We start from the raw sequence: 26,074 nt of genomic DNA, 5'->3' as shown, positions 1-26,074 counted from the left end.
TAAATAGAAAAAATACTTAAAATAAGAAAAATATATAAAAAATTAAAAATTTTAATTATTTTTTTTTTTAATGTTGAGAAAAATTTATAAAAAATTTTGTGTCCCACTCTCAAAATTTTTTAAAAATTATTCTATTTTTTTTGCATTGTAAAACTAAAATTTAATAAATATTAAAATATAAAATAAGTTATATGCTTGGAAATTTAAGACCTTATTTAACAAAGATTTTGAATCCTATTGCTAAAAGATTAAATGTTAATCCTAATATATTAACACTTATATCTCCGTTATTTGCTATTCTATCAGCAATATTATTTGCGAAACATTATTTATTAGGGGCGGCTATTGTTATACTATTAAATGGTTTATTCGATGTCCTTGATGGTGCAGTTGCTAGGTTTCACAATAGAACATCAGATTTTGGTGCATTTTTAGATTCAACTATGGATAGATTTTCTGATGGGATCATAATAATAGGTATTGTATTTGGTGGATATTGTGATTGGTTAATAGGTGTACTTCTTGTTCATTCTGCATTAACTATAAGTTATGTAAGGGCAAGGGCAGAATCTAAAGGTATTCGGTGTGAAGTAGGTATTGCAGAACGTGCAGTACGATTAATTATTTTAGTGGTCGGTTCTTGTATTGGTTCTTATTATGGTAATAAATATTTCTTATATATATTAATAGCACTTCTTATAGCATCATATATTACAGTCTTTCAGAGAGTATACTACGTATATAAAGTCACTGAAGAAGAAAAATACAGATTTATAAAAAGACCTGTTGCTTTATCTAAAAAGGAAACCAATAAAAAACTTAACTCAACTATTGATTTGGATAGATTAGATGAAATGGATGAAGAAGATAAAAAAAGTAGGGAGGAAGAAAAATCAGAAGGCACTAGATCAAATCTAAGGTCATTTTTATCATCCAAAGTAAATAAATCTAATAAAGATTCTTCTATTGATTATGAAGGAGGATTAAAAGATAAAGATAATACCAAACTTAAAAGGGATAAAAAATCCGAAGGAGAGTTTGAACCATTATTTAATGAGGAAGAACTTAATGGATCATTACTTAATAAAGATTATGATGGTGTTGAGGAAGATCCAATTATCATAGATGAAAAAACTTTAAGTGATGAACCATTTGATTTAAGCACTCCTCCAGAGGACCTTCATGATATGGACAATAAGACACAAACTAAAAAAATTATTCGACGTAAAAAACGTATGGATTAAATTGTTAATCTTTTTTTGTGATATTATGAATGAACTAGAAACAAAAGAAAAGATTGAAATAGATATTTCAAAGCTTGAGAGAAATTTAAAAGAAGTTGAAAATATTGATTTTACTCCTTTAGAAAAAGAAGTTTACTCAAGAGCTATTGATTATAAAAATGATTCTAAATATTATCTCGAAAAAGAAGATTTTAGAACAGCTTTTGGATGCATTGAATATTCTCATGGCCTACTTGATGCACTTAGAATGATTTATGAAATTATTTAATTTTCCTTTTAATATTTTTTATTTTTTATTTCATTATTAAGTTCTAATTTTTATTTTATTTTTTTTATTTATTTATTAAGTTCTAATTTTTATTTTTTTATTTATTTACTAAGTTCTAATTTATTTTTCATTTTCATTTTAATTTATTATAAAATTTTTAATTTATACTAATTTTTCAATTTATTAAATATATGAATTATTTTAGTTTTCTAATTTATTTTTAATTAAAGACTATTTTTTTAAAAGGAATAATAAAATATTTTTAAACTTAAATACACTCTTTAATTATGAAATCATTTAAAGATAAAACTCATTTTCCAAAAAATTCCATAAATAATTTAGATTATGAAAACTTTCTTATACCTCATAATCACAATTTAAATGATCATATTAATGAAGATTATAATGATTATAAGGAAGATAACAATTTTAATGATTATATGATAGATGGGGAAGAATTCAATTATTCTAATTTAAATGATGATGATTTTTCAGATTCAGATTTTTCAATAAATTGGATTGATGATTTAAAATTCATAGAGGAAGATGAAGGGTATTTGAATAAGGATAATATTTTTAGAGAAAACAATCTGCTTCCATTTTATATGGTTAATCATAAGAGTTTTTCTCCTGATGAGGAGATTTTACTAGAAAATATCAGAAGTCAGCTTGTGGATTTGGCTATATCATCTAAACAAACAAAAGAAATTGCAAAAGTTCAAGATATAAAAAATATACTTAAAGAAAAATTTAATGAAAATATGGATATTAATTATCTAGAAGATTTGTCTTTAAGAATATATGAAAATATTAATGGTTATGGCTTAATTAATCCTTTAATTTTAGATGATGATCTTGAAGAGATAATGGTAATAGGGTCTAATAAGCCCGTCTATGTATATCATAGAAATCATGGAATGATGGAGACAAATCTTATATTTGATAGGGATGTTGATATTATTCGCATAATTGACTCTATTGCAAGGTCTAACAATCGTAGATTTGACAGTGAATCTCCAATATTTGATGGTCGACTTAAAGATGGTTCCAGAGTAAATGGTACTCTTCCTCCTATATCTGCTGATGGACCTACTTTAACTATACGTAAATTTAAACAGGATTCTTATACTATTATTGATTTGATAAATTCTAATACATTAGATTCTACGCTTGCTAGTTTTTTGTGGTTGGCTATTGATGGTTTGGGGGTAAAATCTTCCAATATTCTTATTTCTGGAGGTACGAGTTCAGGTAAAACTACGACTTTAAATGCTCTTGCAGGATTAATTAATCCTAAAGAGAGAATTATTAGTATTGAAGATACTCTTGAGCTTCAAATTCCACATAAACACACTATAAGAATGGAAACACGCCTTGCTAATATTGAAGGTAAGGGAGAATTGAATATGGATGATTTGTTAAAAAATGCCTTAAGACAAAGGCCAGATAGAATAATTGTTGGGGAGGTTCGTGGAAGTGAAGCTATAACTCTTTTTACAGCACTTAATACTGGACACTCTGGTTTTGGTACATTACACGCAAACAATGGAAGAGAAACTATTAGTCGTTTAGTTAATCCTCCTATGAATGTTCCTAAAATCATGATAACTTCCCTTGATTTTATTTTAATGCAAAAAAGAATTTATCTTCCTAATGGTATGGTTTATAGAAGGGTTACAGAATTGTCTGAAGTGGTGGGCTTAGGTGAAGGTAATATTCAATTAAATGAATTGTTTAGGTGGAATCCTTCTTATGATAAATTTGAGAAGGTTGGTATATCATCAAAAAGTCTTGAGATTTTAGCGAGTATGAAAGGTCTTACAAAAGCTGAAATAGATTTTGAAATTAATAAAAGAAAATCTGTTTTTGATTTAATGGCTAAAAATAATTATAGATCAAATAAATTGGTTAGTAAAATCTTGGAATCTTATTACATTAATTCTGATAAGGTTTTAGATGATTTAATACAAAGACCTAATTGTTTTATTTAATGTTTTATGTTGGTTTAAATGATAGATGATTTTTTTATAAAAATTACGGAGACCTTTTTAATTATAATTAACTTTGGTATTGATTTATTTTATAGTTTATATAAGTTAGCTAATAATTTGTTTATAAATTATAATAAATCTAATCTTTCAAATAAAAAAACAATTTCTAAGACTTATGATAAAAATGCAGAATATACGTCTTTAGAAGAATTTAACCATTCTAATTATTTTAAGGATAATTTTCATCATGAAAATATCGGGGAAAATAAGGATATCATTAAAGAAAATCCGTTATTCGCTGATTTTAGAACTTATTTAAATAAAAATTTTAAAAATAATTCATATGATTCTTATAAAAGAAGTAATTTATATGGTGAGGATTTAAACAATGATTATTTATTTGAAAATTTAACATATAGACTTTCTAAAAGTCAAATAATATTTAAAGATAAAATCAATTTCAATCCTAAAAAACTAGGATTTATACTAATTTTACTTTTTATTACACTTTCTATTTTCTTATCAATGGATTTTGCTTTTATAATAGTATTGTTTATTATAATGATAATATATTTTATTATTAAATTACCTATTATTCGAAAGAAAAATTTATATTCTTCCATTTCAAGTGAACTACCTTTTGCTCTTAGACATATGGCTTGTGAGTTAAAAGCAGGTAAAGGTTTAAATGATACTTTACTTTCTATTGTAAAGTCGGATTATGGTATATTGTCCTATGAGTATAATAGGGTAATTAATGAAGTTCAATATGGCAGGTCTCTTGATGAGGCTTTAAAGAATATGTCAATTCGTGTTGATTCTAATGGTTTAAGACGTGTAAATCAACAGATTATTTCGACTAAAAATTTAGGGTCTAATCTTTCAGAGAGTTTATTTATTATAGCAGAGGATATTTCACTTGACATGAGAATTAAATTAAAAAATTATGCTCAAAAATTAAATGGATTTATTATGATTTATACTTTTTTGGTTGTTTTAGCGCCAGTTGTATTTCTTATAATGCTTATAGCTGCATCAACAGTTGTAGGTGCACTTATGCCTCCTATTGCATTGTATATTATTTATGGATTGTTTTTTCCTATGATTATTATTTTTATGGCATTATTTATTAAAAAATTAGAGCCTAAAATTTAATTTTTTTATCTATTTGCATTGTATTTTTAATTTTAATATTGTTTTAATCGATTTTTTGTTATTTAAAATATTATTTGATTATTTTATCTTTAAAAAATAGTTTATTATTTTTTTAAACAATTCCATCTTCTGTAATTTTAAATTTAACGGTTTTACCTTCGGCAATTGCAGTATGTCTTTTGAGTGTAGCTACTCGTTGGCCAATAATATCTGATTTTTCAAGTTGAATTACTACTTTACTCCAGTATTGAAGTATAGTTCCACCTACTGCTTTTATTTCCCCATTATTATCTTCATCATAAAATGCAGAGTATATCTGATTGGTTAGGAGAACTGCAATGTTATATTTTCGAGCCATTCTTGAAAGTTGTCCCATTTGTTTACCTAACTCTTTATTTAGTTTAGATGAATTCCTATCTTCTATCCTATATAATGCAACGGCAGAATCAATAACAATAAGTTCAACTTCATCTTTATTATCTTTCAACCATGTTTCAGCTATTATTAAATCATCACTTTGTTCTTCAAAGGTAGTAGGTTCTAAAATGATTATATTGTTCGCTACTTCATCGAATGAATCTTTAGCTATTTGTTTGATTCTATCAACTGATATTCCTCCTTCACTGTCAAGAAAAATTACTTTTTTTCCCATTTTTGATACTTCAACTGACAGTTGTAAAGCAATATTTGTTTTTCCAGAACCTGGAGATCCAAATATTTGGGTTATAACTCCTTTTTCAACTCCTCCATTTAAAAGTTCATCAATAGATGAGTTAGTGGAAATTTTATCTACTTCTCCAATCTTGTTTAATGTTCTCATATAATCACTTAATTTTTTTTGTGAACTTCAATTACCTTTCTTTTAAAAGAAATCCATATTTTACTATATGATTATAATATGTAATTAGTTAGTTGACTATAAAACTATATGATTTCTTTAATAAAGTATTATAATAATCTAATATATGTTGTCAAACATAAATATTTTATTCTTTTATAAAACAATTCACAATGTATTCAAACATGAGTTTCGCCTTGGTCTCATCGCTGATCCCATTTAATCCCCAGAATGTTTCATAAGCTTGAACTAGATCCGGTGGGGAGGTTTTTTCTCAAATTGGCCTGTCATGAACACACCCGCGATTACGCCGAATTCGTCGATGTTATTATCAGGAATACCGATCTTATCTCCATAATAATAAGCGAAGCCTCTCCACTCATCAAATAATGTTGTCATTTCTATATGGGTCTCGGTCTCAGCGAGAAAATCTATGATATCATCAATATCTGTTTCTTCAATGATGGTATAATCGAACATATTTAACCATTCCTTAATTCATAACTAATTGCTTCATATACTTGAGGTAGTAATGCTTCTATTTCTTTCCTTTCAAATCCTAAAATTGTTAATAATTTAGTATCTAGTTTAATCCTATTTTTTGTCTGTTCGGTAAATTGATCAACTAATGACCTAAATTCATTATCTTTTAATTCATCATACAGATCAAGAAGGTCTTCTATGGTTTCCTCATCTAATTTGTTTATATCAATAATATCGAAATTCTTTAAATCACCTTGTTGTATATCAGTATAAGATTCAGTTGTTTGTTCTTTTAATAATATTAAATTTAAGATACCTATTGAACTGTTTAAGAATAATGTATTAATCTTCGCTTCCGTTTCTTCCATCCTAATTATTTTAAATAAATTATTTGGAACAAATGGAGTGTCACTATAAAAAGCAAAAAGAAATGTATTTTTAGAATTTGGTCTGAATCTTCGTGATGTAACCATATATGTCCATTTACTATTAATTTCTTTACAATAATTTTTATAACTCCACTCTTCTTTATTTTTTACCTTTGATAAATTTAAAAGCATAGGATAATCGTCTGTAGGTTGTGTAATTATATAATCTAACTTATCTTCTATATTCATTGAATTAACATCTGTACCAGTTCTCATACTTTTAATTAATATATTTTTTGGAAAAATAAATTCTTTATCAGGTAAATCCTTTATAACCGCAGTCACTTCATTTTTAGTTTCCTCTTTTAAGGTTAAAAAAGCTTTTTTGATTCTATTTTCTTTAAAGTTATTAGTTATAAAAAGTAGGTCGTTGCTGCCTGCTGGAACTGGTCTGAATCCTTCAAGTGCTATCTTTTTATCCATCTTTTTAAGAAGATGGCCAATTTTTTGTTGAATTACATTGTTAAATTCTCCAAGTATTTTACTTGATTTTGTATTCATTAATCCAAATATAGGCATTAAATTATCAATATTATCAAACAATACTTGATGTCTAAGCTCTATCATATCTATATTTAAACCAGTGACTAATATCTCTTCTTTAATATATTTAGAGATATTTATCGCATCTAAAAATGTTAAATCATGCAAATCTTCATTGATAATGACAAATTTAAATTTACTAGATGGTTTTGGAGCTTTTCTTTTTGCCACTATTATAATATCACGTAAACTTGCTTTTTCACTAAATGCGGTATTTTTTCCAGTCTTGACTACATATTGTATTGTATAATTGTTTAAGAGATATTCTCTAATTTTTTGAGTTGCAACACCTCTAAAAATATTAATTGGTATAATAAATCCAAAAACTCCATTTTTCTTTAATAATAATTCATTTAATGCTAAAAAATATCCCCATAAATTTATTTGAGAACCACATTTATCAGTAAGTTCAGAATAGCTATTTAGAACTTTTAAATAATCATTAGGCATTTTTTCTCTATCTGAAAAAGGAGGATTTGCAATTACAGTATCAAAACTATTTTTTCTTATTTTAAATCCAGACCCTTTTGAATCTGCGGTAACCGCACCTGAACTTTCTGTACTAGTGTAATTTGATAGGGCAGTTTGAGTTCCTTTACCAAATAAATCAATTGTTGTTTGTAATTCTCTTGAAAACTCTTCCATTTTATAAACATTTTTATTTTTTAATTTATTAGATAAACTTAAAGAATCCATTACTCCAACATTTAAATTATCTGAAGGTGTTTCAATATTCATAGATGATAAGTTAATAGCTGTTAGATGAGCTGCAAAAGGCATTATGTCTATAGCAGTAATTTCTTCTTCAACAAAATAATGATGTAGTTCAGTTTTATTAGTTTTTTCTTCATCTAATCTTAATTTTTCTTTATAAGCAGATACAAGTAGTGTTCCACTTCCACAAGCAGGATCAATAACTTTATCTTTTGATGAATTAATACATAATCCTGCTAATATATCCGCAGCCACAGGATTAGTATAAAACGCAGCTAATATTTTTCTGGTTTCATAAGGTAATAAATCGTGAAATAGTCGTCCAATTAAATCATGTTCAACAAATTCGGGTTTAACAATTTCAAATAAATCAATAATTAAATTTAATGAACTAATTATTTTAGTATTTTCAGGTAATCGTGAGAGGACATCAATTTGATAGATAGATTTGTAATCTATTTTTGTGATATTATTAAATTGTATTTTAAGATCATGTAATGTATGAATTCTAGTTAACTCAGGTATTCGTTGAGATTTTTTACTAAAGATGTGATAAAATAACATTTGGTTAACAAGAAGATAACTTATTAAATTTAATGTCATATTTTGTATTTCTTCTTCTTTTTTTAGTTCAGATAATGCCAAAAATAAATCTAATTTACCTGTAATTAATTTAATAAGATTGTCGATATCTTTTTTGTTTAAATTTCTTAGTGTGTTATTAATTTGATTAATTGCCTCAGATATTGCACGAATAACGAGATTTACATCTACATCATTTATTTTTCTTTTTGTTAAAATTAGGTCATTTAATTCATCAAATAATAATTTTGGACAAACATCCTTTGATTCAATTAAAAATTCATGAGCAGAGAAAGTATTAGTGACTGTTGTTAGTGTTTTCGCATCTAATGTTGAGATATCTACGGTTCTTATAGAATCAGGAAAGTTAATAACAATTACATTATTAGTATTATTATCTTTTGCATATTTTAATGCTTGTTCTAATCCTTTAATAATTTTTTCTTGAGGGTCTCCAATTTTTACTTCAATAACAAATTTCTTTTCTTCTTTAATAGCTAATATATCTAATTGGCCACTATTATCTTTAATTTCTGAAACACTATTGAATCCTAATTCTTTTAGATAACCACTTAATGGAGGATACAAGCTTCTTTCGGTAACTCGTATAGACATAATTTTCCCTTACTATTATTTTAATTTAATAGTAAGTTTATTGTATATACTATAAATAATTATTTAAAATAAAAAAAGAGAAAAATGAATAAATTTTATTGGCAGTAACCGTTTTCAAAAACAGCGTCTTTATCATGGATGTTGGTTTCTGCCCGGTAGGTATTTATTCTGACCTGTAGTTTGATTACTCTGTCTGTCGCGCCTTCACGTTCATATGCAATGTTTAATAATTTTTGCGCGATGTTTAGGAGTTCGGCTTCGATTTTCATTATCATGTTTATTCCACCTTTGTGATTATCATTACAGCAGGCTGTCCGCCCGGTGTCTGGGCACAGTAATGAGCCTGCAAATCAAATGACCTCCATTGCAGGTGTCTCTGGTAGGCATTCATTCAATTTGTACCCTAATGAATTTAAGGCTCTGATTTTCCTGTTTTTCACATCAATTATGTCGATGACTTCATAGTGACCGAAGATTTCACCGGATGCTTTCGCACCTGATCCCTGATAACCTATGTGAAATCCAATGGCAACATTGGATTTTTCCAAGAGCTTTCCTATGTTTTTAAAACGCTCGTCAATGGTTTTTCCCGTATCAGAGAAGTTCTTGAATTCTACTTTGAACTTGGCTCCGTATTTCTTGCCGACTGCGGCGACTCCAGTCTTCAACTGATTATGTCCAGTTCCCTTGGTGGTAGTACCGCAAACCGTGATGAGATAATCCTCGGGTATGGTTTTATTCAATAATTTTTTGAATAACTGCTGAAGCATATTGGCGCCGCAGCTCCATAAATAATTCTGTCCTAACCCTGTTGCTGTGGTGTACAAGTGTGGCTGGCTCTTGTATAAAGTGGTCAACTTTGGTGTTTTTTTAGCAGTTGATGTAGGGTGGTGTTTTATCGGTTTTTGAAGCAGTTTTTTTCGCGGATTTCAACTCATTCGTGTTAAAAATGCAATAATCCGGTAGATATTTTTCCTTATAAAGGAAAGAACAAATCTTAGCTAGGTAATAAACGAATAATGTGAAATCCGTTTTCTTTTTTGATTGATTCGTCATCACATATGATGGAACTTTCTTGTATTTAGTACAAAAATTGTTGAAGCGATAGCACATATCCAGATAGTCTATCTTTATGACTTTTTCATTAATGTTGAATGAATAATTATAATATATATTCTTATTTATAATAAATATATTATTTTATGTTTTTAAATAAATTTTTAGATTTATATTAGCTTTAATTTTATAATATTTAGATTTTATTTTAATTTTTTTATAATAATCATTTAAGATAATGGACTAGTACTATCTTTAAAGTAAAATCCAAGTTTTGCCATAAATTGACTATATCCCTTATCAATAAGGCTTGTTAGCTCACTTACACTATACATTCCAATTCTTCTATTGTTAATAAGCTCTCTAAAGTTTGAAAAGTTTCCTTCAATGAGGACTAGATCTAAGTCATAGGGGTCTATTTCAAAAATTATGTCCATTTCATTAATATTAATATGATGATTAGCATTATTTTCCTTAATTTCTACTTCAATATTTTTTTTACCTATTGTAAGTAATATTCCATATTCCGGATAACTGGATATAGCAATACCTATTTTACTATTTTTTTTTATTCCGTTAAAGTTTTCACTAACAGAATTAACCCATCTTTCCCATTTTTCTTTGTTAAAATAATCTTCAACTTTCATTTTATCCATATTTTTCCATAGTATATTTCACACTAATTTTTTATTTATTTATTTATTTTATACAAGTTTTGTTAATTTTTTTATTCACTTATTCTTACTTACTTATTTGATTATTATTAATTATTTATTCAAGTATTCTTAAATTATTATATTATATTATATTATTTATCTTAATTTAGATTTTATTTGTATGTTTTTTTTAAAATTTTTAAGCTTTTATTAATTTTTTTTCAGTTTTTTTATTTAATCTCAATTTCTTATTTTCTTTATTTTTATTTTTTAGGTTATCTATTTTTTCAATAAACATATTTTTGTTTAGTTTTTATTAAAATATATAAAAATATTACTTTTCTTATTTTTTCTCTTTGTTTTAATACTTTTTTTAATTTTTTTTATTAATTAATTCTTTTTAATTCATATAATATTTTATTTTTTAATATAATTAATAAATCTATTTTTATTTATATTTTATTATTCTATATATGATTACTAGAATTATTTATACTATTTATTGAATATTTTTTAATTTATAAGCATATAATCTCTTTTTAGATAAAATTTTTAGTAATACTTTTTTTATTTATTCTAATTATAGGGTAATACTTTAATAAGATTTATATAGTTTTTTTTTTAATATATTTAATTATGGAGGTAATATTTTTAAAAAATATGGATATTTATTTTTTTAATTTCAAAATTAAGAAATTTAAGTAATAATTAAGTATTACTTTTTTAGTTAAATTTTTTAAAAAAGTATTACTATTTATATGTTATTGTAATCTTTTTATTAAAAAGTATTACTTTTAAGTATTATTTTCATATGTGGAAATTTTTTTTAAAAAATTTTTATATTTTTAATTAAGGAGGAAATAAATAATGCATGTACCTGATGGTTTTGTACCATTGTGGCAATGTGCTATATATTATGTAATTTTAATAATAGCATTATACTTTGCACAAAAATGGGCGAGAAATAATTTGGATGAAAAAAAAGTGCCTTTAATGGCAGTTTTAGCAGCAGGTATTTTCGCTATTATGTCTATGAATATGCCTATTCCTTTCGGTACTAGTGGACATATGGTTGGAGGTACTTTAATTGCTATTGTATTTTTAGCTCCAGAAGCAGCGATAATTGTATTTTTCGTTGTACTTCTTCTTCAAGCATTACTCTTTGGGGATGGTGGAGTTACAACTTTAGGTTTAAATGTTTTAAATATGGGTATTATAGGAGGATGTGTAGGTTTATACACATTTAAAGGATTAAAAAATCTTATTGGCCAATACCCTTCTATTGCACTTGGAGCATGGCTTGCAACACTTGTATCTTCTCTTGCATGTGCTGTTGAGATGACTTTAGCAGGAACTTTCCCACTTGTTCCAGGACTTGTAGCAATGGGAACTTATCATGCTTTCATTGGTGTGATTGAGGCTGTACTTACTGTTATTGTAATATATGCTCTTGAAAAATTCAGACCTGACCTTTTATTATGGAATAAAGCTACTGGGGTGTAAATATGGATATTAAAACTAGAAATTTAATAATTGTAGGTATTGTAATTTGTGTTGTAATAGCATGTTTATCACCATTTTTAGCATCAAGCGATCCTGATGGGCTTGAAAAATCAGCAGAAGATTCAAAAGTACCTGAAAGTTTAGAAGGTTCAACTTTCAGCTTCCAATCTCCTATGCCTGATTACACTCTTGGAGATACTTCAATTGGTGAAATTGCAGCACTTATTATTGGGGTTATAGTTACACTCTTGTTAGCATATGGTGTAGCTTTTGTATTGAGAAAAAATTAGTTTAATATATAATATACCTTTTAAATATTTTTTAAATTAGTTAGTAGTAATCAATGTATTTAATAACCAATAAACTAATGCTATATTAATTATCTGTTTTATTATTAACTAATTTTATAAGATATTTTTTTATTTTATTTTTTTAGACATTTAAATTTAGCACTTTAAAAACTTAAGTTATTTTAATTTTTAAAAAATATTCAAATACAAACTTATTATTCTTATGATTTTATTAAGTATTAAAAACATATTATGTAATTACCTGCCTTAAATTAGTTTAGTATTACTTTTTTTCATAAATTAGCTTATTAGTAATACTTTTTTGATATAAAATTTACTTTTATCAAATTCATAAATTTATATATAATTTTTTTTATAGGGATTATATGGATATTTCACAAAGTTTAGATTTAGATGCATTAAGTGGGATGGATTCTCCGATTCATAATTTGGAAGGCCGTATTAAGCTTATATCTGTTTTAATGATAATTGTCTATTGTGTATGTTCTACTCAATTATTGATCCCGCTTGTTTTAGAAATATTTTTACTTGTTATAATTTATATTGCAGGATTGTCTTATAAAGATTCTTTTAAAAGAATTGCTATGTTACTTCCATTTGCAGGTTTTATTATTATTTTTCAACCATTTGTTCATACAGGTAATGTAATATGGCAAGGACCTTTCTCTTGGCTTCATATAACTGACACTGGTCTTAATTGGGCGATTATTTTAACTGCAAGATTAATAGTCTCATTAACTGCAATTGTCGTCTTATCCTCTACAAGTCCTATGAATGAGATTGTACAGTCATTGAGAAAATTAGGTATGCCTAGGGATTTTGCAATGATTTTATCTATTATGGTTAGGTTTTTATTTATTTTCGTAGATGAACTTGAATCTATTAGAGTTAGTCAAAGATCCCGTAATTTTGATATTTTCAGTAAAATCACTCCTTATAAATGGAGAGTTAAACAAGTTGGTTATACAATTGCTATGATGTTTTTAAAAGCTTATGAGAAAGGTGAAAGAACTTATTATACAATGTTGGCTCGTGGATTATCTGATAATTCTGATATGTTATATGTTAGAAGTGTTGTAGCTAAACCTGAAATGATTTATATGGGAACATTAATTGTTATTATCATTACTCTTCAGTTAATTTTAATATTTGCTCCAGATCATTTTGGATTTTTAACTATGGTATTGTATAAATAAACTGTTTCAGTTTTTTTTTAAAATTTCAGATTATTTTTAAAAATTTTTAATTTAAGTCTCTTATTTTTCCACTCAAATTTCATTTAACTATTTTAAATATAGCATTAATTATTTTTATAGTTTTGAATGTAAATATGAAATTTTGAATTAATATTCCTATTTAATCAATACTATTTATTTTATAATTTAATTATGTGATATGTAGGAAATATTTGTAAATACAAATTTATTTTCCAATTATTTTTTAAATTCTTATATTTTTTCTTTTTCAATTTTTTTTTAAATTCATACATTTTCTATATATTAGCCATAATCAAATTTATTTTAATTAAATGTGGAATTTATATTCAATATTAATCAATAATTTTAAAAATGTAGATTAAGGGATTAATAAGTAAAAATAGATATAGGGGATTTAAAAAAATCTTATCCTTTTTAATTTAAAAAAATATTTAGTTATTTAAGTTTTAATACTTTTAGCTAATTGTTTTCTTTTGAAAGCTGCTAAATTTAAAACATTTAACTTTTTTTCCATATGGATAGTATCATTGTCTTCAATTGTTTTGATATAGTTAAGTGAACTCCAAAAATGATATCCTTCAATTAGATCTTTTTGTGTATGTAGGTATATTTCCTTATACTGATGATCTTTTGCAAATTCTTCAGCAATATTTACAAGTTTTGATCCAATTTTATGTCTTTTATATTCTTTATCAATATAGGTTCTCCATAAACTTGCAGTCTTATCTTGACTATATTTACCTTTGAAAAATTCAAAGTTTTTATCATACCCTCTAATACCTAAAGTGCCGATGATTTTATTATCTGAATTTAATGCAATATAAAAAGAGTTTCTTTTGGGAATCATATAGGTTTTTTCTAAATTAACAATATCATAATGATATTCTGGTATATAAGATAATCCAAATTCTTCTTTAATTTTTTCAAATAAGTATTTTTTAGTATTGTTTATTAAATGAGAATGTTCTTCTAAGTTTACTATAGAATAATACATTTTATCAACTCAACTAATAATTTAATATAATAATTACCTTTACCATATATGTTGAATAAAAGAATAATTGTTATTTTAAGTTTTATAGGAGAGAAAAATATGATTTAATGGACTTCAATGTTTATTCTTTTATTCAATATGGATTAACATTTTATATGCTTTGTTTCTATTTATTTTCAAAGATTTTTTTAAATAATTTAAGATTTTAGAGGCGACATATCTTGAATTATTTTTATAGGTGAAGTTAACAGTTTTTTAAAACTAACTATGGTATTAAATATATTGAGTATTGAGAAATTTAGTAATACTTTTTTCTATTAACTTCATACTCTTATTTGTATTAAGGAGTATAAATACTTTTTCTTAAAAAAGTATTACTTTTTTTTGACTTTGTTGAAGATAGTATTATTTTAAACATTTAAATAATATCAAAGGTTTAATATCAATAAATCAAATTAAAACTAATTATTTTTATTCATTACAAATTAATATCAAATAATATTAGTTTTAAGGAATTTTATTCAATAATATTTTTAGCTATTTTTTTTAAAATTAGAAATTTTTTCAATTATTGCTGTTTATTTCATTATTTAATTTTAATTTTTTTTTTAGTTTTTTTTCTTTAATTCTTATTTAATTAATGATTTTTTTTATAAAAAAAAGATTAATTTAGTGAAACATTCTAAAATAAATTATAATTGCAGGTAGAATTAAAACACCCATAAGATGTGATTTACTTAAACCGAGGTAATGAGGTATAAGTCCAAGAGCTGTTGTTACAATAAGAATAAGTGTTATATACCATAGTGGGCCATGGTAAACAATGGTAAAAATATAAACTAATACTATCATAAGTCCAATTGCAATGATTGACATTCTATTGTAATCCATTTTTTCAATAATCTTTGAAAACTTATCTCCAATAATAAGTGCAAGTGATAATGATAGTGATACTGAAATTAGTGATGTGAAGATAAAAAGTAAAAGGTGAATAATACTAAATTGATTAATTAGATATGAAATAAATACAGCTATTCCACTTCGAGGATTTCCAATCAAATATATTGAAATTAGTGAAAATAAGCAATCTGATGTATTAATCCCGCTAATGGTCATTAAAAAACTACTTGCATTTTCATCACTATCTGTGGTTTTTGTAATATTTTGTGCAATTATTCCTCCCTGCGCAGGACCAAATCCTGGTAGAAATCCAAGTATTCCTCCAGTAGTTCCTCCAAGAAAAATATTTTTTAAACTTTCTTTATTTAATTCTAACTCTACAAAGGGATTTTGATGAGGTATATGTGAATTCTCACCAATACTGAATATGATGGTGCTGATACCAAAAAGTCCTGTAAATGTGGCCATAAGGCTTAAATTTGATGAAAGGGGCGTTTCAAATACTGCCCAACCAACTAAACCACTTAATAAAAAACATATTAGTGACCAAATTCTCTCTTTTATTGTGTGACTTAATTTATAAACTAGAATAAGGGAGACGACTAATAGAAAAATCCATAAATATGGTTTTGTTATATTATGAAAATATGGAAGGGTTAGGGCAAATACTGGTAGTGTTATTATAGTTACAATTATTGCACCATAACCTCCAATAGCAACAATACGTATTGCTTCTTTAGCTCTTCCTTCTAGTACCATTCTATGGCCTGGAAGGATTGTAAGTGCTGTTCCTTCTTCTGGCACTCCAAGAAGTATTGATGGTATAAATTCTAAAAGAGCATGGGAGATTGCAAGGGATGATAGAAAAACACATAATACCTCTGCAGATAAAAAACTCAGTAAATAGGGGGATAATGTAAATATTATTGCACCAGAAGTGTTAACATGTATTCCTGGAAAAATTCCAGTAATCGTACCTAAAAGTATTCCTAAAAAACATGCAATAATTATTTCAATCATATTTTTAAGTGGAATTTGTTTTATATAATTATATTCTTATCTTATTTTAAAAATAGTTTGGAAATCGTATTTATTTTAGTTTTTTAAATTATTTATTATTTAAAATAATTTTTAGTATAATATGTTTTATTTTAAAATATTAGTCTAATTTTATTTTTGTATAGCTCTTTTTTACAAAATACTTGAATCATATTTTATAAATATTAACTTAATTTTAAGAAATTATATATTATATAAAATCTATAAATAGTATATAATTAGAAAATTTTTTTAAAAATTCTTAAGAATTTTACAATCATTTTAATGTGATAATATGGTTAAAGAAAAAGATGAAGAATTTGACTTTGAGGCAGAAGCAGAAAAAATATATAAAAGAGTTTCTAGTAAATATGATGTAGTAGCTCGTAAAAGTCAGATGAAATATGATAGGAATCTTTCAAATTTAGATAAACAATGTGAAGAATTATTTAATAATGAAATGGAAAAAATAGAATATAAGATTTCAAATAGACTTAAAATTTTAAATGATAAATTAAGTAAATTTGATGAGATAGATTAGAGTAGTAATATAAAATTATTATCATTACTACTTATTTCTAGTTTCCTATTACTCTAAGATTTTCTATTATAATTTGTGGAATTATGAAGCTTCCATATTGTTTTATTTCAGATTTTATACCGTTACAATTTTTAAGTCCTTCATATATATTTCCACTAATCATAGCTTTTTTTATTGGGCTTGTTATTTCTCCATTTTCTATTAAAAATCCATTACTTACTTCTACAGAAAAATCTCCGGAGATTGGATTTGCAGTATGAGCTCCAAGCACATTACTTACTATAATACCTTTTTTTATTTCTGATAAATCTTTCATGTTTTTAAAATCAAATATTACATTTGATGTTGAAACTCCAGGGATACCTGCATATGATTCTCTAAAACCATTAGAGGTACTTTCACATTCTGCCTTATTAGCATTATAAATATTATAAATAAATCCTTTTAAAACTCCATCTTCTACTATTTTTGTTTTTTGAGATGGTGTACCTTCACTATCACATGATGCTGAAGCAAGTCCTCCTTCATAACTATTGTCATCATAAATGGAAAGATTTTTGCTAGTGATATCTTCTCCAATTTTATCTTTAAGAATACTTCTGCCACGTAAAACATTATCTCCACTAATTCCATTTAAAAAGTTATTTAAAAGTCCTGATCCTGCATGGTAATTTAAAACAACAGGCATATCATCAGTTTCAATGTTCTTACCACCAATGGAATCTTTTGCAAGTTTACAGCTGTCTTTCGCTATTTTTTCTGGATTCAAATCATAGAGACATTTTGATTCTCCATCATATGCATTAGATAATTCTCCGTCTTTTTTTGCATTAACTGCAATATATCCTCCAAAACCTGTTGATTTATCATAAGCTTCAAGACCATTAGAATTTACAATTAATCGTTCACCCAAACCTGTTGAAAATTGTGCTGAACTAACATCACATTTCTCTTCTTTTGCAATATTAAACATTTGACTTAAGTAATCTCTGCCATCATCAAGTGTAACATCATCAATTCTTTTATCATAGGTATTTTTTACTTTTTTAAATTTTGATGCAGTAGCAAATTCAAAGTATTCATCTTTTTCATTTATTTTAGAATTTAGACATGCTTGTTTTGCTGTTTTTTCTATTTCATTAATATTACTAGTATATGCATAGCCTAATTTACTATCTTTAATCACTCCAATTCCAATACCTAAATTAATTTCTTCTTTTGCAAAATTAAGTTCTGTTTTTTCTGCATTTAATTCTAGTTCTTTTGATTGTTCTATAAACACTTCATAAGTATCACAATATTTGGAAACGTCATTTATAGCTATTTTAGATAATTCATATAACATAAATTTCACTCACTTTACAGGATTTTTTAAATTTTATATTTAAAATAATTTTTTTTCATTTATTGGATTTTAAATAGTATTATTTAAAACAAATTTATCTATTGCATCAGCTACTCCATCACCATATTTTAGTGGGGATATGTAATCTGCTATTTCTTTAAGACGGTCATCTGCATTTTGGACTGCTACTTTAAAACCGCAATGTTTTAAAAATTCCAAATCATTTTCACTATCTCCAATGCCCATAACATTTTTTGAAGAGATGCCTTGCCATTTAAGAAGTTTTTCAAGTGAACTTCCTTTATTGATTTTAGGATCAGTTAAATGTAGTGCAAAGCCACTATCATAAACTATTACATTAAATTCTTTAACAGCATTTGAAAGTTCATCTTTTCTAACATTATCTTTATAATAACATTTCTCAGCAAGTCTAAAAACATTATCGGCTGAAGACATTATATGTGGAATTTGATTAATAATTTCGTGGTGTGCTTTTTCAACTTGGGTTTTATCTCCGATAATAAGGATTTCTCCATTATTTTTGTCCTCTTTAAAGATTCCTCCTCCGTTTTCAAAGACAATTCCTCCACTTGAACCTATTAGTACTGCAGTTGCATATGCAAAATCTGCAACATTGCCAGTTACAATAATTGTAGGAATTCCATTATCTTCTAATTTTCTAAGGGCTTTTATTGCAGAGATACATATTCGTCGCTTATTATCTGTAATAGTACCATCAATATCTACAGCTACAGCATCTATTTTTACCATCATATCACCAAGTGACTATTCATTAATGAAATTATAAGTAAAATATTAATATTTTAATAAAACAAAAGCTATGATTTTTTTATTTAGTTTTTTGGGTTTTTCGTTGAAGTTTTTTGTTTTTTCTTTGTTTTAGATTGTTTTTGTTTTTATTTTAGTTTTAGTTTTACTTTTTTTCTTTTGTTTTAATTTTTATAAATCTTTCTATTTGGCACTGTAACGGTATGATATATTACATGTACCTTCTTTAGATACCATACATGCGCCTATTGGATGTAATGGATTACATTCTTTTCTAAACAACTTACAGTCTGTAGGTTTTTTAATTCCTCTAAGGATTGGTCCACAGATACAACCTTTAGGTGCTTCTGTAACTTCTTTAACTTCTATATCATATTTTTCACGTGCATTAAATTGGCTGAATTCATCTTTAATTTCAAGTATTGAATCTGGTATTTTTGGAAAACCTCTCCATTCTCTACTTTCAACTTTATATACAGTATCCATTGCTTCTTGTGCTTGTATATTTCCTTCGTATTTTACAGCACGTTTGTATTCATTTTCAATTTTAGGTTCTCCTTTTTTAACTTGACGTAAAATCATATAAACGCTCATAAGTATGTCTAAAGGATTAAAACCTGCTGTAGCTTGAGGTATACCATAATCAGTTGAAAAATGTTCAAATGGTTTATTTCCAATAATTGTACATACATGTCCTGGTTCAATAAGAGCATCAAGATTAGTTTGTCCAGAATTAATTAACCAATCAATTGCAGGGGGAATCATTCTATTACATGATAAAACTGAAAAGTTTTCAGGAGGATTATTTAGTATTTCTGCTGCAGTTGTAGGTGCAGTGGTTTCAAATCCTGCTCCAATAAATACAACATCATTATCGGTATTTTCAGCAATTTCTCTTGCACGGTTAGGTCCATAAACAATACGTACATCTCCACCTTCAGCTTTTTTCTCTTGAAGTGAACTAGTAGATCCTGGAACTCTCATCATATCTCCAAATGTAGTAACTGTTACTCCTTTATCTACAAGTTCTATTGCCTCATCTATTTCTCTTGAAGGTACAACACATACAGGACATCCTGGTCCTGCTATAATTTCTACTTCTGGAGGAAGTAGGCTTCTAATTCCATTTTCCATAATTGTATGTTCGTGTGAACCACATACATGCATAATTTTTATTGGTACAGCTAAATCATTAATACGTTTTATTAATGTTTTAGACATATCTTTCATACTAGTCATTCTATTACCTGATTATTCTTTTTATAAGGAATAGTTAATTAAATTTATTAATTAATTTAGTTTATTATTATTTAATTTATTAAATTTATTAATTTAGGGCCAAATATTAAGATATCCTTATTTTATTAAATTATTTTTTTTTCATGAACAAATAAAATTATGGAATATGTTTAATATTTAGATTTATATTTGTTAATATAATCTTTTAATATTTTGTAAAACTTTCATATATGTATTTTTAATTTTTTAATTTATTAATTTTCTATTTTTTACCTTTGATTAAATCTTATTTTTTTCAATTTCTCCATATTTTTAATTTATTTAAATTTTTCATTATTTCTTTCTTGAGTTTATTTTTTACTTATATATTTAGGTTTTGTTAGAGAATATAATAATATGTATACTTTAATTAGCTTTGACATTAAATATAAAACAAATCAAGTAAAAATTGAAAATATTTTAAGACATTTTGGCCTTAAGAAAATTCAAAATAACACTTACATTGGTAAATTGAATAATTTGGAAATTAACTATATTAAAAACAATATTTCCAGTACTATAAATAATAATGATACTTTAATAATTTTTCCAATATGTGATAGGTGTTATTCTAAAAAGGAAAGTTTTGGTGGAGAAATTAAATTTAGAGAAGACTTGTATAGGGTGTTTTAGATGGATATTATAATTGACGGGTATAATAAATCATTACATAAAAGGATAATCAAATAATTATTAAGGAAAAAGATAATATTTTAGATTCAATAAACGCAAATAAAATTTCAAGTATTCTTATTATTGGAAAAGGATATATAACCTTTGATGCTTTAACTTTAATATCTAAAAATAATATAAAATTAATTTCTTTTGATTATTTTGGTCGGTTAAACTACATTCTCGAATCCCCTGATAGGAGAAATGTTAAATTAAAAAAATATCAGTATCAACTAAGTGAAAACAGTAAGGGGATTAGAATAGCAAAGGAATTAATCAAATCCAAAATGCTAAATCAAAAATCAACATTAACTACTCTTAATAAACGTAAAAAGATAGATGAAATTAATGTTTTAAAAAATAAAATTACTAAAGAGATAAAAGAAATAGATTCCTTAAAATTAACAAATAACCATGAGAATATTAAAATGAAAATTATGGGTTGTGAAGGAAAAGCATCTTATGAATATTGGAGTGGAATAAAATTATTAATTCCTCCTAATATTGGGTTTGAACAGAGAATTCAAAAACCAACAGATCTACTTAATTCTATGCTTAATTATGGATATGCAATTTTGGCTAGTGAAATTACAAAATCAATATTATTAAATGGTCTTGATCCATATTGTGGATTTTTACATTTTGATAGAGATAATAGGACTAGTTTAACCTATGATTTAATAGAAGATTTCAGACAACAGATTGTTGATAAAACTGTTATAAATCTAATAAATAAAAAACAGATTACAGTAACTGATTTAGATAAAAGAAATAATTCAATAAAATTAGATAAAAGAAAAGTCATTGTAAGTAAAATAATGGATAAAATTAACTCAACTATTAATTATAATGGTGAAGAGTTAACTTATAAAGATATTATGAATAAACAAACTTCTAATCTTGTAAAAACTATTTTAGATGAAGAAGAATTTAGAGGATTTTCTCTCCATTGGTGGGTACAAGTAGATAAAATTCAATCAAAAAAATTTTGTCCTAAAATTTAGACTTTAACAATGACAATGACTAAATATTCATATAATATTATGAGTACATCACTATTATTTTTATGGTGAAAATTTTAGTCCTAAAAAAATTATAAAAAGGATAACGTATATGTTTCAAATAGATAAAATAAGAAAAAATAAGGAGTGTTTAATATAATTCTTTAAACACTTATTTTACGAAACCAAAAAACATCTATATAACATTGTTATATTTTTATTAAAAAAGATAAAAGACCTTAATTTTCTTGCAGTGCTTATTTTTGAATAAATTTAAATAGTGACAGATTCAAACTTATGATTATACAGATTATAATTATGTAATTATTGGCTGTTTTTGTTTGTATGTGATTTTTTACATAAAATATGTAGTTATTGAAAATTAGTAAATTGGAGGATACTATGTCTGAATTTGATGATTTATTTGGAGATGAATTTTTTATTATCGATTCTAAAAATATTTCCGCTGTTGAAAGTAAATTTTATGGATATGCTGTAATTGATGAAAAAATTGTTATTGGTAGGGATAACACAGACATAAACTATAAATCATTAAACGGTATAGGTGCTTATATTTTCATTAATGTTGAGGATGAAAAAATTTCTATTTATCAAGATTCCAATGGTAGTTATGGTATATATATTTATCAAAGAGAAGATTATTTTGCTATTTCAAACTCCTTTTTTAAGTTGTCAGAATATTTAAAAAATAATGATATTAGTTTAAACGAAGATTATGCCAAATCCTTTTTATTTTGTCGATTATGTTCATATGATTATGGAGGAACATTAATTAATGAAATCCAACTTGTCCCAAGAAATTATATAATTTATATAAATAAATTTAATAATAAAATTTCTTTTGAAAAAATTAAATATAATTTGTATTCAGTATCATTGGATTCTCAAGAAGGCATAAATTTATTGGATGAATGGTATTATAAATGGATAAATTTAATTCGGTCTATTAGACGTAAAACCAATAACATCTCTATAGAGTTATCAGGAGGTTTCGATACAAGAATTGTTTCAGTTTTATGGTTAAATGCGAATATAGATTTAACTAATATTCGAATTAAATCATTTGATGATAAAAAACATATTCATGAAGAGGATTTTAAAATTGCATCTCAAATTGCTAAAGAATTTGATTTTCAATTAAATCAACCTATTTTTTATGATAAATATTACTTTAAAGACAGTTTTACTCCGATAGATATTTCATTTTATTTAAAAGGAGGTTTTCATAAACAGATGTATTTTAAAGAATTTAAAACTACTCAGCCTATATATTCTATTACAGGTTCCGGTGGAGGATGTATAAGAGGTTATCCAAATAAAACACCAGATAAATATTTGGAAGATATGTCAAAATTTTGTTTTAGACATGATTCTTCATTAAGGGATTCAACATTTAGTGTTATTGAAAACTCTTTTAATAAAATTAAGGAAGATTTTGAAGTATCTGATAATTCTAAAGAAATAACTATGATTCATCACAATGAAGTAAGAACTCGACATCATTTTGCAAAGGCAATTGTTGAATCATATTTTTCTAATATATGCACTTTAAATCCATTATTAGATCCAAACTTACATAAAATAAAAATAAATACACCTGATTGCAATGATGATTCTTTATTAATCGCTTTAATTTTTTCTAGGTACTGTCCAAAATTATTGGATTTCGAATTTCAGGGTGGAAGGGAAATATCTAATCAAACAATTGAATATGCAAAAAAAATAAATGATAAATATCCTCTTTCTAAAAATGAATTAGACTATATTTCAGGTCCTCATGAAACAAAAGTTCATTGTATAAGTATTAATCAAGATTTACAGCATGAAGAAATCTTAAAAAAGGTTTTTTATTCACCTAAATTTAAAAGTGATTTTTTAAATTATTTTTCATATGAATCTTATTGGAAAGTTGCTAATTCTATTGAAACATTAAATTTTCATCATCTTACTAATGCATATGCTGCAATTTCTATTATAAAAATAATAAACGATATTAAAAATGAAAATAAGTTTGATTTAAATGAATTAATTGATTTATATATTAATGATTATGATTTAAATAATGATATTCCTAATAAAATAATTAATTCACTTTTAAAGTATAATACGGCCAGAATTGATATTAAAAATGTTGGTGATCATTTTAATTCTGTTGATATAATTAATTATAATGATGCATCTTTGGAACTTTTTTATCCTAATTTTTTAAAAAATGAAAAAGGTAAGGGTTTAATTGTTCGCAGTATGAATTCATATTTAGATTTAAATCTTTATTGCATTGGTGATGGTGAATTAAATTTAAGATTTAGAAGTAATGAATTTAAGGATGTTAATAATGAAAGATTTCCAGTATATATAGATTTCACTAAAGTTAGGATTAATAATGAAGATTATTTAGATGACCCTATTTTGGTTTCTTTTGATAAACCATTTGTTATCAAAAAAGATGTTAAAAATCAAGAAGTAATTAAAATTCATATTGAATGGAAACCTTTTACTGAATCAAGTATCTATACTAACAATGAAAAATTATTGAAAGAAAAAAATAAACATATTAAACAAAAAAATAATAATTTAAATAAAGAAAATATTGAATTACGTAAAACTGTTTCTAAATTGAAAAAGGAAAATGGAAGGATAAAAAGAAAAAATAATAATCTAAGTCAGAATTATGACAGTTTAATTAATTCAAAAAGTTGGAAGTTGACTAAACCATTAAGAAGTTTAAAAGGAATTTTTAACTAAATCCGTTTGAATTGATTTATTGGTGGAAAGATTTTTTTTAACGATATTAAAGAAGAAAGGAGAAAAATGAAATACATACTGTAATGCATAACCATCCAATAGGCACTTCTCCTTTGTTTTTGAGAGATATATTTCTTTATACGCGGAATGTGATGTAAAATATGAATCAATAACAGAAATTGGAACATTTGTAATTATTAATAAAAAATAGAAGAAAATATACTTAATATAAAGATATTTGATGAAAAAAAATGGAAAATCTTAAAAAGGAGAGGTTTGAAGATTTTGAGAGAAAGGAGGAATAGAATATTTGGGATAACTTTAAAAATGTTGAATTTTTTTCAATTTCCCACATATATTTTATCCAGAAGGAACTGTCAAAAATTGTACTGATAATTTTTTATTAAAATCAAAAAATAGAATCCCACCTATATGATATTGTAATATGGGTATAAGGGTGTCCGCCAAAATAGAATTTTTTAATAAATCCATTTCTTTAAAACAAAAAAGAAGCATTTTAATAATGTTTTCAATATGAATTTTTGACTTTTGGCGGACACTCTATAAAAAAAATCATGCTAAAAACATCTTAAATCAGGAAAAAATTAAATAGTGGACAGTCCCTATTTTATTTTTCTTAAAATGGATAAATTTAGATAAATTATGTATGTTTTTATATTACTTTTTTTAAATATAATAAACATATATATTGTTTATTATTTCTATTGGTATTTGACTGATACCAATATTAAAATTATCTTTATATAAAAAATATTTCTAATATAGTTTAATCTAATTCTTTAAACACTTATTTTACGAAACAATTCAATGATTTGAGATGTTCTTTAGTCTTTTTATTTCTATGGAAATTAATATCCAAGTCAACTGGTGTTGTATCAACAATAAAAGTCTTTTTTTCTCTTCTTTTGACACGATTTTCTTGAATTTAAGATATGATTTAATGCCTTAACAAGTTTTTCTGAATCTTGGAGTGAAAAATTTTTATAAACTTGATTATCACTTAAAACTTCAGAAATATTAAAGTATTTTAGGGGCCTGAATTTTTTAGTTCTCAGATAATTGTTGTATTGCTGTTTTTGAGTTAAAACCTTGTGATATGATTAAGGCTCCTAAAAATACATTCAA

General features: G+C 25.2%; 23 protein-coding genes and 1 pseudogene. 11 read left to right on the top strand and 13 right to left on the bottom strand.

The window, feature by feature from the left end:
• Positions 1-191: 191 nt before the first annotated feature.
• From pgsA to QZ146_RS02610, 4 genes are all read left to right on the top strand, one after another.
• Positions 192-1,244 carry an archaetidylinositol phosphate synthase gene (gene pgsA / locus QZ146_RS02625; RefSeq protein WP_295722091.1) on the top strand — a complete coding sequence of 351 codons (1,053 nt, stop codon included), beginning with the start codon at positions 192-194 and terminating at the stop codon, positions 1,242-1,244.
• A 25-nt stretch (positions 1,245-1,269) separates the two neighbouring features.
• Positions 1,270-1,512, top strand: coding sequence for a DUF357 domain-containing protein (locus QZ146_RS02620; protein ID WP_295722090.1), 243 nt, complete (start codon positions 1,270-1,272; stop codon positions 1,510-1,512).
• Positions 1,513-1,799: 287 nt separating this feature from the next.
• Entirely contained in the window at positions 1,800-3,503 is a 1,704-nt protein-coding gene (locus QZ146_RS02615; RefSeq protein WP_295722088.1) for a CpaF family protein, read from the top strand.
• 18 nt (positions 3,504-3,521) lie between these two features.
• Positions 3,522-4,658: a type II secretion system F family protein gene (locus QZ146_RS02610; RefSeq protein WP_295722087.1), complete on the top strand. Its 1,137-nt coding sequence runs from the start codon at positions 3,522-3,524 to the stop codon at positions 4,656-4,658.
• Positions 4,659-4,770: 112 nt separating this feature from the next.
• Here the strand turns inward: QZ146_RS02610 and radB are convergent, their stop codons facing one another.
• From radB to QZ146_RS02580, 7 genes are all read right to left on the bottom strand, one after another.
• Complete coding sequence (gene radB, locus QZ146_RS02605) at positions 4,771-5,478, bottom strand: DNA repair and recombination protein RadB (protein WP_295722086.1); 708 nt, start codon at positions 5,476-5,478, stop codon at positions 4,771-4,773.
• 267 nt (positions 5,479-5,745) lie between these two features.
• Positions 5,746-5,976: a hypothetical protein gene (locus QZ146_RS02600; protein ID WP_295722085.1), complete on the bottom strand. Its 231-nt coding sequence runs from the start codon at positions 5,974-5,976 to the stop codon at positions 5,746-5,748.
• Between the two features lie 2 nt (positions 5,977-5,978).
• A complete protein-coding gene (locus QZ146_RS02595; RefSeq protein ID WP_295722084.1) occupies positions 5,979-8,861 on the bottom strand; it encodes an Eco57I restriction-modification methylase domain-containing protein in 2,883 nt (960 codons plus the stop codon).
• A 95-nt stretch (positions 8,862-8,956) separates the two neighbouring features.
• The gene (locus QZ146_RS02590; protein WP_295722083.1) at positions 8,957-9,130 is read right to left on the bottom strand and encodes a hypothetical protein; all 174 of its coding nucleotides are present in this window, start codon (positions 9,128-9,130) and stop codon (positions 8,957-8,959) included.
• A gap of 81 nt (positions 9,131-9,211) precedes the next feature.
• Complete coding sequence (locus QZ146_RS02585) at positions 9,212-9,688, bottom strand: hypothetical protein (RefSeq protein ID WP_295722082.1); 477 nt, start codon at positions 9,686-9,688, stop codon at positions 9,212-9,214.
• A 43-nt stretch (positions 9,689-9,731) separates the two neighbouring features.
• A complete protein-coding gene (locus QZ146_RS08820; protein WP_365316375.1) occupies positions 9,732-9,980 on the bottom strand; it encodes a hypothetical protein in 249 nt (82 codons plus the stop codon).
• A 167-nt stretch (positions 9,981-10,147) separates the two neighbouring features.
• Positions 10,148-10,573, bottom strand: a complete 426-nt coding sequence (locus QZ146_RS02580; RefSeq protein WP_295722081.1) for a hypothetical protein — start codon at positions 10,571-10,573, stop codon at positions 10,148-10,150.
• Positions 10,574-11,440: 867 nt separating this feature from the next.
• Here QZ146_RS02580 and cbiM point away from each other — a divergent pair.
• The 3 genes from cbiM to cbiQ all read left to right on the top strand — a co-directional run bounded on the left by cbiM (position 11,441) and on the right by cbiQ (position 13,583).
• Entirely contained in the window at positions 11,441-12,076 is a 636-nt protein-coding gene (cbiM, locus tag QZ146_RS02575; RefSeq protein ID WP_295722080.1) for a cobalt transporter CbiM, read from the top strand.
• A 2-nt stretch (positions 12,077-12,078) separates the two neighbouring features.
• On the top strand, positions 12,079-12,366 hold the full coding sequence (locus tag QZ146_RS02570) for a PDGLE domain-containing protein (RefSeq protein WP_295722079.1): 288 nt from the start codon (positions 12,079-12,081) through the stop codon (positions 12,364-12,366).
• Between the two features lie 386 nt (positions 12,367-12,752).
• Complete coding sequence (gene cbiQ / locus QZ146_RS02565) at positions 12,753-13,583, top strand: cobalt ECF transporter T component CbiQ (RefSeq protein ID WP_295722078.1); 831 nt, start codon at positions 12,753-12,755, stop codon at positions 13,581-13,583.
• Between the two features lie 460 nt (positions 13,584-14,043).
• Here the strand turns inward: cbiQ and QZ146_RS02560 are convergent, their stop codons facing one another.
• Together QZ146_RS02560 and QZ146_RS02555 are read right to left on the bottom strand one after the other, a co-directional pair.
• The gene (locus QZ146_RS02560; RefSeq protein WP_295722077.1) at positions 14,044-14,598 is read right to left on the bottom strand and encodes a GNAT family N-acetyltransferase; all 555 of its coding nucleotides are present in this window, start codon (positions 14,596-14,598) and stop codon (positions 14,044-14,046) included.
• Positions 14,599-15,267: 669 nt separating this feature from the next.
• Positions 15,268-16,518, bottom strand: a complete 1,251-nt coding sequence (locus QZ146_RS02555; protein WP_295722076.1) for a tripartite tricarboxylate transporter permease — start codon at positions 16,516-16,518, stop codon at positions 15,268-15,270.
• A gap of 313 nt (positions 16,519-16,831) precedes the next feature.
• On the opposite strand from QZ146_RS02555, the gene QZ146_RS02550 reads away from it, so the two are divergent.
• A complete protein-coding gene (locus QZ146_RS02550) occupies positions 16,832-17,077 on the top strand; it encodes a hypothetical protein (protein WP_295722075.1) in 246 nt (81 codons plus the stop codon).
• A gap of 37 nt (positions 17,078-17,114) precedes the next feature.
• Here QZ146_RS02550 and QZ146_RS02545 read toward each other — a convergent pair whose 3' ends face one another.
• From QZ146_RS02545 to hypD, 3 genes are all read right to left on the bottom strand, one after another.
• Positions 17,115-18,422: a TldD/PmbA family protein gene (locus QZ146_RS02545; RefSeq protein ID WP_295722074.1), complete on the bottom strand. Its 1,308-nt coding sequence runs from the start codon at positions 18,420-18,422 to the stop codon at positions 17,115-17,117.
• 69 nt (positions 18,423-18,491) lie between these two features.
• Positions 18,492-19,193 (bottom strand): phosphoglycolate phosphatase, encoded by a 702-nt coding sequence (locus tag QZ146_RS02540; RefSeq protein ID WP_295722073.1) that lies wholly within the window; start codon positions 19,191-19,193, stop codon positions 18,492-18,494.
• A gap of 201 nt (positions 19,194-19,394) precedes the next feature.
• On the bottom strand, positions 19,395-20,441 hold the full coding sequence (gene hypD, locus QZ146_RS02535; RefSeq protein ID WP_295722093.1) for a hydrogenase formation protein HypD: 1,047 nt from the start codon (positions 20,439-20,441) through the stop codon (positions 19,395-19,397).
• Positions 20,442-20,846: 405 nt separating this feature from the next.
• Here hypD and cas2 point away from each other — a divergent pair, with 405 nt between their 5' ends.
• From cas2 to QZ146_RS02520, 3 genes are all read left to right on the top strand, one after another.
• The gene (gene cas2 / locus QZ146_RS02530) at positions 20,847-21,122 is read left to right on the top strand and encodes a CRISPR-associated endonuclease Cas2 (RefSeq protein WP_295722072.1); all 276 of its coding nucleotides are present in this window, start codon (positions 20,847-20,849) and stop codon (positions 21,120-21,122) included.
• Positions 21,123-21,175: 53 nt separating this feature from the next.
• Entirely contained in the window at positions 21,176-22,165 is a 990-nt protein-coding gene (gene cas1, locus QZ146_RS02525; RefSeq protein ID WP_365316371.1) for a CRISPR-associated endonuclease Cas1, read from the top strand.
• A 399-nt stretch (positions 22,166-22,564) separates the two neighbouring features.
• Complete coding sequence (locus QZ146_RS02520) at positions 22,565-24,928, top strand: hypothetical protein (RefSeq protein WP_295722071.1); 2,364 nt, start codon at positions 22,565-22,567, stop codon at positions 24,926-24,928.
• A gap of 823 nt (positions 24,929-25,751) precedes the next feature.
• Here QZ146_RS02520 and QZ146_RS02515 read toward each other — a convergent pair.
• Positions 25,752-25,974: pseudogene (locus QZ146_RS02515) on the bottom strand (IS5/IS1182 family transposase); the annotation flags it as partial.
• Between the last annotated feature and the right edge of the window lie 100 nt (positions 25,975-26,074).

This window comes from uncultured Methanobrevibacter sp. (assembly GCF_905235195.1).
GTDB lineage: Archaea > Methanobacteriota > Methanobacteria > Methanobacteriales > Methanobacteriaceae > Methanarmilla.
The sequence above is the reverse complement of the archived record's forward strand: the minus strand, read 5'-3'. Positions and strand labels throughout refer to the sequence as shown.